We start from the raw sequence: 15118 nt of genomic DNA, 5'->3' as shown, positions 1-15118 counted from the left end.
GGAGCGATCCATGCCTCTTGAGCCACTGCAGAACTTCATCGGCGGCGAGTTCGTACCCGCCCAGGGCGATGCGACGATCGACGTCGTCGACCCGCGCACCGAGGAGGTCGTCGCGGTATCGCCGGTCTCGGTCGCGGCCGACGTGGACGCCGCGATGGCCGCGGCCGACGCCGCGCTGCCCGGCTGGAAGCGGTCCACGCCGAGCGTCCGCCAGAAGGCGCTGCTCGCGCTGGCCGACGCGCTCGAGGCCCGCTCGGACGACCTCGTCGAAGCCCAGGCCCGCAACACCGGCCAGCCGAAGGCGACGATCGCGGCCGAGGAGGTCGCGGTGGGGGCCGACCAGATCCGGTACTTCGCCGGCGCCGCGCGGATGCTCGACGGCGTCGCCTCGGGCGAGTACCTGGAGGGGCTGACCTCGTCGGTGCGGCGCGAGCCGATCGGCGTCGTTGCCCAGGTCACCCCGTGGAACTACCCGCTGATGATGGCGCTCTGGAAGATCGGCCCGGCCCTGGCCGCCGGCAACACCATCGTGCTGAAGCCCAGCGACACGACCCCCGAGTCGACGCTCGTGCTGGCCGACCTCACCCGCGGCATCCTGCCCGACGGCGTCTTCAACGTCGTGCTCGGCGACGCCTCGACGGGCTCGCTCCTCACCGAGCACCCGACTCCGGGCCTCGTCGCGATCACCGGCAGCGTCCGTGCGGGCCGCGCGGTCGCGACCTCGGGCGCAGCGGGGCTCAAGCGGGTCCACCTCGAGCTCGGCGGCAAGGCACCCGTCGTCGTCTTCCCCGACGTCGACATCGACGCGTCTGCCGAGGCGATCGCCCAGGCCGCCTTCTTCAACGCCGGCCAGGACTGCACGGCCGCGACCCGCGTCATCGTGCACCGTTCGATCCACGACGCCTTCGTCGACGCGCTCGTGCGGGCTGCCGAGGCCACGATCACCGGCGACTCCGACGAGGCGTTCTACGGACCCCTCAACAACGCCCGTCACTTCGCCGCCGTCTCGGCCGCCGTCGAGGCGCTGCCCGATCACGCGACGGTCCGCACCGGCGGCTTCCGGGTCGGCAGCGTCGGCTACTACTACGCCCCGACGGTGGTCGCCGACGTCGAGCAGACGGACTCGATCGTCCAAGACGAGGTGTTCGGCCCGGTGCTCACCGTGCAGGCCTTCGACACTGACGACGAGGCCCTCGAGATGGCGAACGGCGTGCGGTACGCGCTCGCATCGAGCGTCTGGACGAACCAGCACCAGACCGCCGAGCGGTTCGCGCGCGACCTCGACTTCGGCTGCGTCTGGATCAACACCCACATCCCGCTGGCGGCGGAGATGCCGCACGGCGGCTTCAAGGAGTCCGGCTACGGCAAAGACCTGTCGCGGTACTCGATCGACGACTACACGCGGGTGAAGCACGTCATGAGCGCCCATTGACGACGCCGAGCGCCGCCGATGGGCACCCATGACAGCCCACGCACCGTATGTCAGCTCTGCCCCAAGGAGATCAGCATGACCACCACCCTCACCTGCGACGTCGTCGTCATCGGTGCCGGCGCGACCGGCCTGACCGCCGCGACCGACCTCGTCCGCTCCGGCCACAGCGTCATCGTGCTCGAGGCCCGCGACCGGGTCGGCGGACGCCTGTGGACCAACGACATCGACGGCCAGATGTTCGAGATCGGCGGCCAGTGGGTCTCTCCCGACCAGACGGCGCTCATAGCCACCCTCGACGAGCTGGGGCTCGAGACGTACTCGCGCTTCCGCGACGGCGAGAGCGTCTACGTCGGCCGCGACGGCGAGCCCAAGCGCTTCACCGGAGACATCTTCCCGGCGTCGAAGACGACCGAGAGCGAGATCGAGCGCCTGATCGAGGTGCTCGACGAGCTGACCGCGCAGACCGACCCGGACGCACCGTGGAACCACCCGCGTGCCGTCGAGCTCGACCACGTCTCGTTCAAGGACTGGCTGGCCACTCAGTCGGACGACGAGGAGGCCCGCGACAACATCGCCCTCTTCATCGCCGACGCGATGCTCACGAAGCCGGCCCACGCCTTCTCGGCACTGCAGGCCCTCCTCATGGCGGCGAGCGCCGGCAGCTTCTCCAACCTCGTCGACGCCGACTTCATCCTCGACAAGCGCGTGGTCGGAGGCCTGCAGAGCGTGCCGCTGGCCCTGGCGGCACGACTCGGCGGCGACGTGCACCTCGACGAGGCCGTCCGCACGCTCGAGTGGGGCGCCGACGGGGTCACCGCCGTCACGGACTCGCTGCGGGTCGAGGCGAAGCGGGCGCTGGTCGCCGTCCCGCCGAACCTCTACAACCGCATCGCCTACGACCCGCCGCTGCCGCGCCGACGCCAGCAGCTGCACCAGCACCTCTCGCTCGGTCTCGTGATCAAGGTCCACGCGACCTACGAGACCCCGTTCTGGCGCGAGTCGGGCCTTTCGGGCACGGCGTTCAGCCCCTATCAGCTCGTCCACGAGGCCTACGACAACAGCAACCACGGCGAGACGCGGGGCACGCTGGTCGGCTTCGTCTCGGACGAGAAGGCCGACCGCCTGTTCGCGCTCTCGCCCGACGAGCGCCGGGCCGAGATCCTGAGCTCCCTCGCCGCCTACTACGGCCCCGCGGCACTGGAGCCGGTCGTCTACTACGAGAGCGACTGGGCCGCCGAAGAGTGGACCCAGGGGGCCTACGCGGCCAGCTTCGACCTGGGCGGACTCACGCGGTACGGTGCCGATCAGCACTCGGCGGTCGGCCCGATCCGCTTCGGCTCGAGCGACATCGCCGGTCTCGGCTTCCAGCACGTCGACGGCGCGATCCGCATGGGGCATCGCCTCGGCACCGAGATCGCGGCGTCGCTTCCGGCGACGGCAGGGGTCACCCCCTAGCCGCCGCTCCGCTCCACCGTCTCCGCCCGCACTCGAACGACCACCCGCACGCGCACCTCCTGCACCACGCTCTGCCCTGCTCCACCCCTTCCCGCAACCTCGACGGCGCACCCGACCGTCCCGATTGAAAGAAGCTCGGCACCCATGGCACTCGACTTCGACACGCAGGCGGTCGCTCCGGCGGCCACCGAAAGCAGCAAGCTGAAGAAGCACTTCGGCCGGTTCGACATCCTGTTCTTCCTGATCTGCACCATCGTCGGGGTCGACACGATCGCCGCGGTCGCGGCGGCAGGCGGCGAGGCCTTCACCTGGATGGTGATCTTCGCGATCATCTTCTTCGTGCCGCAGGCGCTCCTCTTCTCGGAGCTCGGCACCGCCTTCCCGCAGCAGGGCGGCCCCTACCTGTGGACCAGGATGGCTTTCGGCCACCTGGTCGGCGCGATCAACAACGTCCTGTACTGGATCACGAACCCGGTCTGGCTCGGCGGAACGCTCGCCGGCGTCGCGGCCTACGCGCTGCGGGAGTTCTTCAACGGCGGCAAGGACTTCTCCACGCCGGTCTACTACCTGATCACGGTGCCGTTCATCTGGGTCGCCGTGCTGGCCGCGGTCCTGTCGTTCCGCGTCGGCAAGTGGATCACCACCGTCGGCGCCTTCGCCCGCTTCGTGCTGCTCGGCGTCTTCGTGATCACTGTCATCGCCTACGGCGTCCAGAACGGCGTCCACGGTCTCGGCGCCAGCAGCTTCCTCCCCACCGCCGGCGGCTTCGTCGGGCTCATCGGCGTGCTGCTGTTCAACTTCGTCGGGTTCGAGCTGCCCAACAGCGCCGGCGAGGAGATGAAGGACTCCACGGCCGACGTACCGTTCGCGATCGCGCGCGGGGCCGCCTTCTCGTTCCTCCTCTACGCGGTCCCGATCCTGGGCATCCTGCTCGTGATCCCTGCCGACCAGGTCACCAGCCTCGGCGGCTTCGTCGACGCGATCAAGTCGGTCTTCACCGTGTACGGCGGCTCGATCGCCTCCGACGGCGTCCCGACCCTCACGGGTGCCGGAGCGGTGCTCGGCGGGGTCGCCGGCATCGTCGTCGTGATCTGCGTGCTCACGTCGGGCGTCACCTGGATCATGGGCTCCGACCGCGCCCTGGCGGTGTCGGGCTACGACGGAGCCGCTCCCCGCTCGCTGGGCGTCATCAACGCCAAGCTGGGCACGCCGGTCCGCGTCAACATCTTCAGCGGCATCGTCTCGACGCTCGTGCTGATCCTCGCCACCTCGATCACGGGCGGCGACGCGTACAAGTTCTTCACCGCCGTGCTCGGCGTGACGATCTCGACGACGCTGATCAGCTACCTGCTGATCTTCCCGTCGCTGTGGAAGCTCCGTCGCAGCCACCCCGACACTCCGCGCCCCTACAGGATGCCCGCGCACCGTTTCCTGACGATCCTGCTGATGGTCACGCTCGCGTTCGCCGTCGTCCAGCTGATGGCGCCCGGCGCCGGGTTCGACTGGTTCGGCAAAGACTTCCGCCCGGACGGCTGGAAGGCGAGCGAGGGCGGCCTGTACCTCCTGACCGAGCTGCTGCCGGTGCTCGCGTTCATCGTGCTCGGCGTCGTGTTCTGGGCGCTCGGAACGAAGACCCGCCGCGAGAACCTCACGATGGAGGCGGAGCTGAAGAAGGCCAAAGCCGAACTCGGTCCGACGTTCCACTGACGACGAAGACGGACGCCCCCGTGCGCCTCGTCGAGGTCGCCGACGGGATCCTCGTCGCCACCAGCCGCCGCGACTCGACGACCACCACCGTGGTCGTCGGGCCCGGCGGTCGGGCGCTCCTCGTCGACCCGGCGTGGGAGGTCGACGAGGTCGAGTCGCTCGCCGACGACCTCGACACCCTCGGCCTGACCGTCGAGGCGGGCTTCTCGACGCACGCGCACTTCGACCACCTGCTGTGGCACCCGCGCTTCGGCGACGTGCCGCGGTGGGCGTCGCCCGAGACCGTCCGCCGCTCGACCTCGCCGGAGGGCCGTGCGGCGCTCCTCGCCGAGCTCGGTCCGTGGCCCGCCGAGCTCGTCCCCCTGGTGGCCCGGGTGCAGGAACTCGCCGCCCCCGCCGTGCCGTGGCCGGGTCCGCGGGTCGAGCTCGTCGTGCACGACGCCCACGTTCCGGGCCACACCGCACTCTGGCTGCCGACCCGACGCGTCCTGCTCGCGGGCGACATGCTCAGCGACGTCGAGCCGCCCCTTCCCGAAGACGGTCCCGACCCGCTCGCCGCCTACGCCGAGGGTCTCGACGCCCTCGAGCCCTTCGCAGCGGCTGCCGCCCTGCTCGTCCCGGGCCACGGCTCGCCGACGGCGGAACCGCTGGCGCGGCTCGCCGCCGACCGGCGGGCGCTGGCCGCGCTCGCGCGCTGACGTCGCGGGCGAAAGGGCGAGAGCGTCAGGGCAGGGAGGGCTGCTGCTGCGTGATGCAGTGGATGCCACCTCCGCGCGCGAAGATCGGGAGGGCGTCGACCGTGACGACGCGGCGGCCCGGGTACTCCTCGGCGAGGATCCCGGCGGCACGGTCGTCGGCCGCCGGATCGCCGAACCCGCAGGCGATGACCCCGCCGTTCACGACGAGGTGGTTGACGTAGCTGTGGTCGACGACGCCCTCGTCGTCCCGGAGCCCTGACGGGGCCGGCAGGTCGATCACCTCGAACGGCGTTCCGCTCGCGGTCGTCTGCCCGCGCAGGAACTCCCTCGACGCCGCACTCACCGCGTGGTCCGGGTGCCCCGTGTCGGTCTGGGCGTGGAGCAGCACCCGCCCGGGCGAGGGCATCGCGGCGACCATGTCGACATGGCCGCGGGTCCCCAGCTCCTCGTAGTCGCGGGTCAGCCCCCGCGGCAGCCACACGACATGGGTCGCGCCGATGGTGCGTGCCAGCTCGGCCTCGACTCGGGCGCGGTCGGCGTGCGGGTTGCGGCCCGGGTCGAGCTGCACGGTCTCGGTGACCAGCACGGTCCCGGCGCCGTCGACGTGGATGGCGCCGCCCTCGTTGACCAGGAGCGACGGAATGACTTCGGCGCCGGCGAGCTCGGCGACGACACGGGCGATCTCGCCGTCGCTCCCCCACTCGGCCCAGGCCTGCGCGCCCCAGCCGTTGAAGATCCAGTCGACGGCGCCGAGGCCGGGCGCGGGCGCGGGCGACAAGTCGGCCGCCCCCGCCGGCACCACGAACGTCGGCCCGATGTCGCGCATCCAGAAGTCGTCGAGCGGCGCCTCGACGATGTCGATGGCGGCGGAGAGGTGCCGTCGCGCATCCGCGAGCGCCGACGGGTCGACGACGACGGTGACCGGCTCGAACTCGGCGGTCGCGTGGGCCACCGCTGCCCAGGCGGCGCGGGCCTCCTCGGCGGAGGCCGGATCGTCGCCGAGCGTCAAGCCCTCGCGCGGGAAGGCCATCCAGGTGCGGTCGTGCGGCTCGGTCTCGGCCGGCATGCGCCAGCCCATCAGAGGGCTGCCGATCCTGCGCCCGAGGGCTCGACGCCCGACGATCCGGGGCCCGGCGAAGAGGGGCCGGGTGATCCGGGGCCAGATGCTTCGGGGCCAGATGCTTCAGGGCCAGACGGCGACGACGAGACCGCCTCCGCCGCCGCCTCCACCGCCCCGTACCCGTGCGCCACCGGGTCGACCGGCGCGACGAGGGCACCGTACGTGTCGGGCCGCCGCGTCAGCAGGAAGGGGAACAGCCGCAGCCACTCCTCGCGCTGGGCGATGTCGAGGTCGGCCACCAGCACGGCGGAGGCGTCGCGCGGCGCCTCGGCGAGGATCCTCCCGAACGGGTCGGAGATGAACGACGACCCGTAGAAGGCGATGTCCCCCTCGTCGCCCCAGCGGTTGGGCACGACCATGAACAGGCCGCTGGTGATGCCGTTCGCCACGATGACGTGGCGCCAGATGCCGCTGGTGTCGAAGTCGGGGAAGGTCGGCTCGGAGCCGATCGCGGTGGGGTAGGCGAGCACCTCGGCGCCGGCGAGCGCGTAGCTGCGCGACACCTCGGGAAACCACTCGTCCCAGCAGGTGGGGAGGCCCAGACGGGCCTCGAGGCCCGCGGGATCGTGCACGGGATAGGCGTCGGCGGACGGCCCCGGCTGGAAGTAGGTGTCTTCGTAGTAGCCCGCGCTGATCGGGATGTGGGTCTTGCGGGTGGCGGCCACGATCTCGCCTGTCGGCGAGGCGAGGATCGCGGTGTTGAAGCCCCGCGGGTCGCCGGCGATCCCCATCGACGCGGCGGGCCGCTCGTACAGGGACGCGTGGACGAACAGCTCGTGCCGCATCGCCGCCTCGCGCGCGAAGGTCGCGGTGGGCCCGTCGTGCAGGTCTTCGGCGTCGTCGACCGGCCGGCCGGTCGCGGGGGTGTCGCCCGGGTAGCGCCGCAGCGTCAGCTCGGGCAGGAAGACCACCTCGGCACCCTCGGCCGCGGCGAGCCGGATGCCCTCGTCGAGCTCGGCGACATGCTCGGCGGGGTCGGCGTGCCAGCGCATCTGCACGAGGGCGACGCGGACGGGGGCACGCGCCGATTCGGCGGAGACGGGGGCGGCGAGCGGCGACGGGAGCACTGGAGCGACGATGAGCTGCATTTGTTGATCATACGATCAACAAGCGCGGAAGGGAAGGCTACGATTCAGGGATGCCTTCTCGCCGACCACCCGCTGAGCGCCGCGCCGAGATCGCCGCGGCCGCTCGCGCCGTCGCCCTGCGCGAGGGGCTCGGCGCGGTGACCCTCCGTGCGGTGGCGGCCGAGACCGGTGTCGCCTCGGGGCTGGTGGCGCACTACGAGCCGTCGATGGAGACGCTCGTGGCGCGCACCTTCGACGAGCTGGCACGGGCGGAGCTCGACGAGGTCGCCCGTCTGGCCGGTGACGGGCCCGCCCTCGGAAGGCTGCGGTCTGTGCTCGCGACCCTCCTCGCCCCCGGGCGCGACGACGTGTCGTCGCTCTGGGCCGACGCGTGGAGCCTCGGCCGCCGCTCGCCGACGCTGGCCGCCGCGACACGCTCGCTGATGGGCGAGTGGAGCGCGCTGGCCGACGAGATCCTTGCCGCCGGGATCGCCGAGGGCGCGTTCGCGACGGCGACGCCGGAGCTGGTGTCGCTGCAGATGTTCGCTCTGCTCGACAGCACGACGGCGTACGCGCTGGTGGGCTACCGCGAGGCGTCCGAGCGGTCGGCAGTGGTGTTCACGTCGATGGAGACGGCGCTGGGGCTGCCCGCGGGCGCGCTCACTGAGCCGCAGTAGCGGGCAGGGACGCCTCGTCGGCCCCGAGGAAGACCAGCCGCTGACGGATCGTCGTCACGGCCAGGTCGACGAACGCGTCGCGCTCGTCGAGCGTGTCGGTGACGTAGCGGATGCCCACGAAGAGCCCGACCAGGATCGTCGCCTCACGGTGCGTGTCGACGCCCATCGTGATGAGACCCCGTGCCGCGGCGGCGCGGAGATCGTCCGACATGCGGGCGACCCAGCCGACATAGGGGCGGGGAGCGGCGGGATCCTGGAGGCTCTGCTCGTTGACCAGGCGCAGGCTCGCGCGGGCCAGCGGGTTGGTCGTGAACGCGCGCGCCACCTCGGCGGTCGACTGCACGATGTCCGAGAGCGGGCCGTCGGGCGACGGCTCGGTGTTCAGGAAGGTCCCCTGCGGAAACGCCTCGGCGACGACCCGCGCGGCCATGTCGGCCTTGGTGGCGAAGTGATAGCTGACGAGGCTCTTCGCCACGCCCGCCCGCGTCGCGATCGACCCGTACGACGCCGACTCGTAGCCGCGCTCCTCGAACTCGGCGCCCGCGGCCGCGAGGATCCGCGCCACGGTGGCGCGGCGCCGGTCTTCGCGGATGCCCATGCCGGGGATGCTAGACCCGGTCCCTCCGCGTCGCCAGCGCCGGTTCGGGGGTAGACGCCGGGTTCGCGGGGCGGGCGCAGGAACTCGCAGCCCGCCGACCGTCCGACCGCCGCCGCGCTACTGCGCCGTGACCGACACCTCGATGCGGTTCGCCCACGGGTCGTCGAACCCGAGCAGGCGGCCGTCGTCGGCGGTGGCCACGCCGTAGTGCGCCAGCCGCTCGCCGAGCGCGCCGAGGTCGTCGGCTCCGGGCACCTGGATGCGGACCAGGCCGAGCCCGAGGGCGAGCTGCCGGCGACCCGCGCCCGCACTCTGCCAGGTGTTCATGGCCATGTGGTGGTGGTAGCCGCCGGCACTGACGAACAGCGCCTGCGGACCGAACTCGGTGGTCGCCTCGAAGCCGAGCTGCTCGACGTAGAAGCGGCGGGCGCTGGGCACGTCGCCGACGCTGAGGTGCACGTGGCCGACGGTCGCGGGGCGCCTGGCGGCCTCGGCGAACGCCTGCTCGGCGAGGTTCTCGCTCAGGAAGGCGTTCGGATCGAGAGCGAGGGTCGCCATGTCGATCTGGCCGTGGGTCCAGCTCCAGCTCGTGCGCTCGCGGTCCCAGTAGAGCTCGATGCCGTTGCCCTCGGGGTCGTCGAAGTAGAAGGCCTTGCTGACGAGGTGGTCGGCGCTGCCGGTGAAGGAGTCCGGGTAGCGGGAGGCGACCGAGTAGACGGCGGACGCGAGGTCGGCCTGGGTCTCGAAGAGGATCGCGGTGTGGAACAGCCCGGCCTGGCGAGGGCCGGCGTGACGCAGCTCGGGGGCGTGCTCGAGGATCACGATCGGGACGCCGACACGGCCGAGGACGCTGCGCTCGGGCTCCTGGGCGAGCACGGCCAGCGAGACGGCGTCGCGGTAGTAGGCCGTCATGGCGTCGAGATCGGCGACGCGGAGGGTGACGGCGCCCATCGACGTGTCGGCGGCGAGGAGGTCGAGGGCGCTGGTTCCCGAGGAGCTTGTGGACATGTCACCGAGAATACACCCAATTAGTTGTACCGACAACTAATTGTAGCTGAGTGCGCCCCCATGGGACGAGGCGTTGACTGCTCCTGTCCCCGAACGGAAGGTACCCACTCCATGACACTCGAATCTCTTCCCGCGCAGGCCTCCGGCACGTTCGACCTCGGCGGCGACCTCACCGTCAACCGCCTCGGCTACGGCAGCATGCAGCTGACCGGCGCCGGCGTCTGGGGTCCGCCGAAAGACGAGGCCGAGGCGATCCGCGTCCTGCGCCGAACCGTCGAGCTCGGCGTCAACTTCATCGACACGGCCGACTCGTACGGCCCGGCCGTCGCCGAGCCCCTGATCGCCAAGGCGCTCAAGCCCTATGCCGACGACCTCGTCATCGCGACCAAGGGCGGGCTCACGCGGTCCGGACCGAACGAGTGGCCGCCGGTCGGCCGCCCCGAGTACCTCCGCCAGCAGACCGAGATGAGCCTGCGCTGGCTCGGCCTCGAGCGGATCGACCTGTACCAGCTGCACCGCATCGACGAGAAGGTGCCGCTCGAAGACCAGGTCGGCGAGCTGAAGAAGCTGCAGGACGAAGGCAAGATCCGCCACATCGGCCTCTCGGAGGTCTCGGTGGAGCAGCTCGAGCAGGCTCAGAAGGTGGCGACGATCGTGTCGGTGCAGAACCTGTTCAACCTGACCGACCGGTCGTCCGAGAAGCTGCTCGACTACGCGACCGAGCACGGCATCGGCTTCATCCCGTGGTTCCCGCTCGCGACCGGGTCGCTGGCGGCGGAGGGAAGTCCGCTCGCCGAGATCGCAGAGAAGAAGCAGGCCACGCCGGCGCAGCTCGCACTCGCCTGGCTCCTCAAGCGCTCGCCGGTCATGCTGCCGATCCCCGGCACGTCGACGGTGGCCCACCTCGAAGACAACATGCACGGTGCCGAGATCGAGCTGAGCGACGCCGAGTTCGCCGAGCTGAACGCCATCGCGTAGGGCCCGGGCCGCGGAGATCCGGTCGCTCGGCGTCGACTAGTCTCGAAGCCGAGCGATTGGATCCACCCGTGACCGACATGAGTCTCCGCCTTCCGACGACACGGTTCCAGGCGGTGCTGAACCTCGGCCCAAAGACGGCCGCGGCGATCGGCCCCGCCACCTGGAAGAAGGCGGCCGGCCTCGGCACGCCCGACCTCTTCGGCGACTGGGACGACGAGACGGGCCACTCGAGCCTCGCCGTCGAGTTCGACAGCGGCCAGATCCACCTCGACACCGTGGACGGCGGCATCGACTACCACTTCCATCGCGGCAATGGCGCCGAAGCGGATCGGAGTCCGTGGCCGCCGGCGGCGACCGACGAGATCCTGTCGTGGGCGTCCATCCTGCTGGCGGAGTTCCACCAGCGCATGCCCGACCTGCTCGAAGACGTCGAGGAGGCCGCGGCCTGGCACGACGAGGGCTTCGACCTCTACATCTGCGAGGTCGAGGAGCCCACGAAGCTCGACCTGATCTCCGTCGACATCGAGGGCGAGCTGCTCACGCTCCCCTGGCTCGGCAGCGGCGCTGTCGACCACGAGCACATCGACGGCGAGCATCATCCGATAGCGCTGCTGTGGTCGGCGTCGGAGGGCGCCGCGGAGGTCGCGATCGCCGAGGCGCGCCTCGATCCTGCGACCGAGCTGCCCGTCACCAGCGCCCTGCCCGGGATCGACTGGACCGCCGTCGGCCTCCCCGCCGACGAGGTGCTGTCCTGGCTCGAGGGCATCTACCTCAACCACCACGTGCTGCCCGACGCCGTCGGCACGATCCTGACCGCCGCGCTCGAGGGCATGGGCGGCGTCGACCAGAACTGACGCTCGGCCATCCGTCACTAGTGGGCGGCGGTCCGGCGTGCCAGACTTGACGAGCGGCGGTTCCCGAGCCCCCGGTCCACCGATCATGTCCGCTCCATCGAAACGCCGACGTTTCCGCCCTCTCCAGGCGACTTCGATCTCGAAGGGATCCCCCGCTTCGTGCCCTCTTCCTCCGCGCCCCGCGACGCCGCGGCGCTTCGCCGCCTCCCCGGCATCCTGTTCGACCTCGACGGCGTCCTCACGCCGACCGCCGAGGTGCACATGCGCGCCTGGGCGACGCTGTTCTCGACCTATCTGACCGAGCACGTTCCCGGGGCGGCGCCGTACACCGACGCCGACTACTTCGACTACGTCGACGGGAAGCCCCGCTACGACGGCGTCCGGTCGATGCTCGCCAGCCGCGGCGTCACTCTGCCGGAGGGCGCGCCCGACGACGCCCCCGACGCCGACACGGTGTGCGGGCTCGGCAATCGCAAGAACGAGGTGTTCGCGGCGGAGCTGGCGCAGAACGGGGTGACCCCGTACCCGGGGTCGCTGCAGTTCCTGCGCGCGGCCATCGCGTCGGGTCACCAGGTCGCCGTCGTCTCGAGCTCGCGCAACGCCGTGCCCGTGCTGGCCGCGGCCGGCCTGAGCTCGTACTTCGAGGTCGTCGTCGACGGCGAGGTCGCGGCCGCCGAGGGCCTCGCGGGCAAGCCCGCCCCCGACACCTACCTCGACGGCGCCCGCCGCCTCGGCCTGACCGCGGCCGACTGCGTCGTCGTCGAGGACGCCCAGTCGGGAGTCCAGGCCGGCCGCGCCGGGGCGTTCGGCCTCGTGCTCGGCGTCGACCGCGGCGTCGGCGCCGCAGCCCTGCTCGACTTCGGCGCCGACTTCGTCGTGACCGACCTCGACGAGCTCGTCGGCCCCGTCAGCGAACCCCTCGACACCACCGCCACGGAGAACCGCGCATGACCGTCATCACCGAAGACCCCCTCGACCGCAACCGCTTCCCGCTCGACGAGTGGGCGTTCGTCGAGGCCGAGCACGCAGAAGACCACGGGGTCACCGAGACGATCTTCGCCGTCGGCAACGGCTACCTCGGCCTGCGCGGCAACTTCGACGAGGGGCGCGGCAGCCACGCCGACGGCACGTTCATCAACGGCTTCCACGAGACCTGGCCGATCCGCCACGCGGAGGAGGCGTTCGGGTTCGCGAGCGTCGGCCAGACGATCGTCAACGCGCCTGACGCCAAGGTGGTCCGCCTCTACGTCGACGACGAGCCGTTCGTGCTGAGCGAGGCCGACATCCTGAAGTACACCCGTCGACTCGACTTCCGCGACGGCGTGCTCGTGCGCGACATCGAGTGGCGCACGCCGTCCGGCAAGCTCGTGCGGCTGACGAGCCGGCGCCTCGTGTCGTTCACCGACCGCCACCTCGCCGTCATCGACTACGAGGTGACAGTCCTCGACGCCGACGCGTCGATCCTGATCTCGAGCCAGATCCTCAACCGCCAAGACCTCGGCGACGAGTACCACGCGGGCATGCGCGCCGCCGCGACCTTCGACCCCCGCAAGGCCGAGAGCTTCACGGCGCGAGTCCTGCAGCCGTCGTACAAGAAGGTCCAGGGCACCCGCTACGTGCTCGGCTACCGCACCTCGAACTCGGGCATGACGATCGCCGTCGGCGCCGAGCACACGCTCGACACCGAGAACGAGTGGTCGCAGTCGACGCAGATCGACGACGACCTGGCTAAGCACGTCTACCGGGTCAAGGCGAAGGCCGGCAAGCCGATCCGCATGATCAAGGCCATCACGTACCACTCGTCGCGGGGCGTGCCGCCGCGCGAGCTGGCCGACCGCTGCGACCGCACCCTCGACCGCGCCGCCGAGACGCCGGTGGAGGAGATCTTCCAGGCGCAGCGCGACTGGCTCGACGACTTCTGGGTGCGCAGCGACGTCGAGCTGCCCGGCCACCCGATCCTGCAGCAGGCCGTCCGCTGGAACATCTTCCAGCTCGCGCAGGCCTCGGCCCGGACCGACGGCCAGGGCGTCGCCGCGAAGGGCGTCTCGGGCTCCGGCTACGGCGGTCACTACTTCTGGGACACCGAGATCTACGTCATGCCGTTCCTGTCGTACACGGCGCCGAACGTCGCCCGGAACGTCCTGCGCTTCCGCGAGGGCATGCTCCCCGCTGCACGCGACCGGGCGAGCGAGCTCAACCAGCGCGGCGCGCTCTTCCCGTGGCGCACCATCAACGGCCTCGAGTCGAGCGCGTACTACGCGGCCGGCACAGCGCAGTACCACATCGACGCCGACATCGTGCATGCGCTGATGCAGTACGTCGCCGCCACCGGCGACGAGGACTTCTTCGCCCGCGGCGCCGTCGACATCCTCGTCGAGACGGCGCGGCTCTGGGCCGACCTCGGCTTCTGGCGCTCGAACGGCGACCAGAAGTTCCACATCGACGGAGTCACCGGGCCCGACGAGTACACCACGGTCGTCGACGACAACCTCTACACGAACGTCATGGCGCGGGCGAACCTCTGGTCGGCCGTGCGCATCTGCGAAGAGCTGATGGCGAACGACCCTGTCGCTTACGAGCGCATGGTGACGCGCGTCGGACTTCAGGAGCACGAGATCCGCGGGTGGCGCGCCGCCGCCGACGCCATGGAGATCCCGTTCGACCCGCACCGCGGCATCCACCCGCAGGACGCCCAGTTCTTGGACAAGGAGCTCTGGGACCTCGACTCGACCCCGGCGTCGAAGAGACCGCTGCTGCTCCACTACCACCCGCTGGTCATCTACCGATTCCAGGTGCTCAAGCAGGCCGACGTCGTGCTCGCGCTCTTCCTCCAGGGCGACGAGTTCACGCCCGCCGAGAAGCGCCGCAACTTCGAGTACTACGACGCGCTGACCACCGGCGACTCGACGCTGTCGGCCGTCGTGCAGTCGATCATCGCGGCCGAGGTGGGCCACTACAAGCTCGCCCACAGCTACTTCCTGTCGGCGCTGTTCGTCGACCTCGCCGACCTGCACCACAACACCTCCGACGGCGTGCACGTCGCGTCGACCGGCGGCATCTGGAGCGCCATGGTGTTCGGGTTCGGCGGCATGCGCGACCACTCCGGCCGCCTCACGTTCAACCCGCGCCTCCCGGCCGACTGGGAGCGCCTCACGTACAAGATGACCGTCAAGGGCTCGCGCATGCGGGTCGACGTGACGCAGTCCGACATCACCTTCACCATCGAGGAGGGCACCCAGGTCACGGTGCACGTCGTCCACGAGAAGATCGAGGTCGTCGCCGGCTCGCCGGTGACCGTCGCGCTGCCGAACCAGGGTCCGCGGATCGAGACCGCTCCCCCGACGACCAGCGACCTCCGCGGGATGCTGCGCCCCGACGGCTCGGTCGTCACGGCGTCGATCCCGACGATCTCGGTCGACCGGAGCGACATCGACATCGACGTCACGACCTAGGTCGGTGCGGCGGGCGCGGGGCTCACCCCCGCCGTTCCGGCTCGGCCCCACCCGTCGGCGCCGCACCCCCGC

Annotated in this window: 13 protein-coding genes; 9 read left to right on the top strand and 4 right to left on the bottom strand. The window is 71.1% G+C overall.

The window, feature by feature from the left end; genetic code table 11:
- Positions 1–10 precede the first annotated feature (10 nt).
- From AC07TY_RS07060 to AC07TY_RS07045, 4 genes are all read left to right on the top strand, one after another.
- Entirely contained in the window at positions 11–1432 is a 1422-nt protein-coding gene (locus AC07TY_RS07060) for an aminobutyraldehyde dehydrogenase (RefSeq protein WP_488624656.1), read from the top strand.
- A gap of 75 nt (positions 1433–1507) precedes the next feature.
- Entirely contained in the window at positions 1508–2887 is a 1380-nt protein-coding gene (locus AC07TY_RS07055) for a flavin monoamine oxidase family protein (protein WP_494784824.1), read from the top strand.
- A gap of 144 nt (positions 2888–3031) precedes the next feature.
- Positions 3032–4594 carry an APC family permease gene (locus tag AC07TY_RS07050; RefSeq protein ID WP_494784823.1) on the top strand — a complete coding sequence of 521 codons (1563 nt, stop codon included), beginning with the start codon at positions 3032–3034 and terminating at the stop codon, positions 4592–4594.
- A 20-nt stretch (positions 4595–4614) separates the two neighbouring features.
- Complete coding sequence (locus AC07TY_RS07045) at positions 4615–5292, top strand: MBL fold metallo-hydrolase (protein ID WP_494784822.1); 678 nt, start codon at positions 4615–4617, stop codon at positions 5290–5292.
- A 25-nt stretch (positions 5293–5317) separates the two neighbouring features.
- Here AC07TY_RS07045 and AC07TY_RS07040 read toward each other — a convergent pair whose 3' ends face one another.
- Together AC07TY_RS07040 and AC07TY_RS07035 are read right to left on the bottom strand one after the other, a co-directional pair.
- A complete protein-coding gene (locus tag AC07TY_RS07040) occupies positions 5318–6370 on the bottom strand; it encodes an agmatine deiminase family protein (protein WP_494784821.1) in 1053 nt (350 codons plus the stop codon).
- Positions 6370–7500 carry a nitrilase-related carbon-nitrogen hydrolase gene (locus tag AC07TY_RS07035; protein ID WP_494784820.1) on the bottom strand — a complete coding sequence of 377 codons (1131 nt, stop codon included), beginning with the start codon at positions 7498–7500 and terminating at the stop codon, positions 6370–6372. Before AC07TY_RS07035 ends, AC07TY_RS07040 begins: the two co-directional genes overlap by 1 nt.
- A gap of 50 nt (positions 7501–7550) precedes the next feature.
- Between AC07TY_RS07035 and AC07TY_RS07030 the strand changes: the two genes are divergently transcribed.
- Complete coding sequence (locus tag AC07TY_RS07030) at positions 7551–8156, top strand: TetR family transcriptional regulator C-terminal domain-containing protein (protein WP_123505439.1); 606 nt, start codon at positions 7551–7553, stop codon at positions 8154–8156.
- On the opposite strand, the gene AC07TY_RS07025 is transcribed toward AC07TY_RS07030, so the two are convergent.
- Together AC07TY_RS07025 and AC07TY_RS07020 are read right to left on the bottom strand one after the other, a co-directional pair.
- Positions 8140–8754 carry a TetR family transcriptional regulator gene (locus AC07TY_RS07025; protein WP_123505440.1) on the bottom strand — a complete coding sequence of 205 codons (615 nt, stop codon included), beginning with the start codon at positions 8752–8754 and terminating at the stop codon, positions 8140–8142. The two genes, AC07TY_RS07030 and AC07TY_RS07025, sit on opposite strands and share 17 nt — an antisense overlap.
- 117 nt (positions 8755–8871) lie before the next feature.
- Positions 8872–9762, bottom strand: a complete 891-nt coding sequence (locus AC07TY_RS07020; RefSeq protein WP_494784819.1) for a VOC family protein — start codon at positions 9760–9762, stop codon at positions 8872–8874.
- Between the two features lie 111 nt (positions 9763–9873).
- On the opposite strand from AC07TY_RS07020, the gene AC07TY_RS07015 reads away from it, so the two are divergent.
- From AC07TY_RS07015 to AC07TY_RS07000, 4 genes are all read left to right on the top strand, one after another.
- Complete coding sequence (locus AC07TY_RS07015) at positions 9874–10740, top strand: aldo/keto reductase (RefSeq protein WP_123505441.1); 867 nt, start codon at positions 9874–9876, stop codon at positions 10738–10740.
- 68 nt (positions 10741–10808) lie between these two features.
- Complete coding sequence (locus AC07TY_RS07010) at positions 10809–11594, top strand: hypothetical protein (protein ID WP_123505442.1); 786 nt, start codon at positions 10809–10811, stop codon at positions 11592–11594.
- Positions 11595–11753: 159 nt separating this feature from the next.
- Positions 11754–12545 (top strand): HAD family hydrolase, encoded by a 792-nt coding sequence (locus AC07TY_RS07005; RefSeq protein WP_494784818.1) that lies wholly within the window; start codon positions 11754–11756, stop codon positions 12543–12545.
- Entirely contained in the window at positions 12542–15046 is a 2505-nt protein-coding gene (locus AC07TY_RS07000) for a glycoside hydrolase family 65 protein (RefSeq protein WP_123505444.1), read from the top strand. Before AC07TY_RS07005 ends, AC07TY_RS07000 begins: the two co-directional genes overlap by 4 nt.
- The last annotated feature ends 72 nt before the right edge of the window (positions 15047–15118 follow it).

The organism is Frondihabitans sp. GW821-FHT04F02 (assembly GCF_059420045.1).
This window is presented reverse-complemented; position numbering and strand designations above follow the sequence as displayed.

Excerpts from the sequence above, each read along its gene's own strand:
- AC07TY_RS07060 (WP_488624656.1), top strand. The coding sequence starts at position 11 with ATGCCTCTTGAGCCACTGCAGAACTTCATCGGCGGCGAGTTCGTACCC.
- AC07TY_RS07035 (WP_494784820.1), bottom strand. The coding sequence starts at position 7,500 with ATGCAGCTCATCGTCGCTCCAGTGCTCCCGTCGCCGCTCGCCGCCCCC.
- AC07TY_RS07050 (WP_494784823.1), top strand. The coding sequence starts at position 3,032 with ATGGCACTCGACTTCGACACGCAGGCGGTCGCTCCGGCGGCCACCGAA.
- AC07TY_RS07055 (WP_494784824.1), top strand. The coding sequence starts at position 1,508 with ATGACCACCACCCTCACCTGCGACGTCGTCGTCATCGGTGCCGGCGCG.
- AC07TY_RS07030 (WP_123505439.1), top strand. The coding sequence starts at position 7,551 with ATGCCTTCTCGCCGACCACCCGCTGAGCGCCGCGCCGAGATCGCCGCG.
- AC07TY_RS07040 (WP_494784821.1), bottom strand. The coding sequence starts at position 6,370 with ATGGGCTGGCGCATGCCGGCCGAGACCGAGCCGCACGACCGCACCTGG.
- AC07TY_RS07000 (WP_123505444.1), top strand. The coding sequence starts at position 12,542 with ATGACCGTCATCACCGAAGACCCCCTCGACCGCAACCGCTTCCCGCTC.
- AC07TY_RS07025 (WP_123505440.1), bottom strand. The coding sequence starts at position 8,754 with ATGGGCATCCGCGAAGACCGGCGCCGCGCCACCGTGGCGCGGATCCTC.
- AC07TY_RS07015 (WP_123505441.1), top strand. The coding sequence starts at position 9,874 with ATGACACTCGAATCTCTTCCCGCGCAGGCCTCCGGCACGTTCGACCTC.
- AC07TY_RS07020 (WP_494784819.1), bottom strand. The coding sequence starts at position 9,762 with ATGTCCACAAGCTCCTCGGGAACCAGCGCCCTCGACCTCCTCGCCGCC.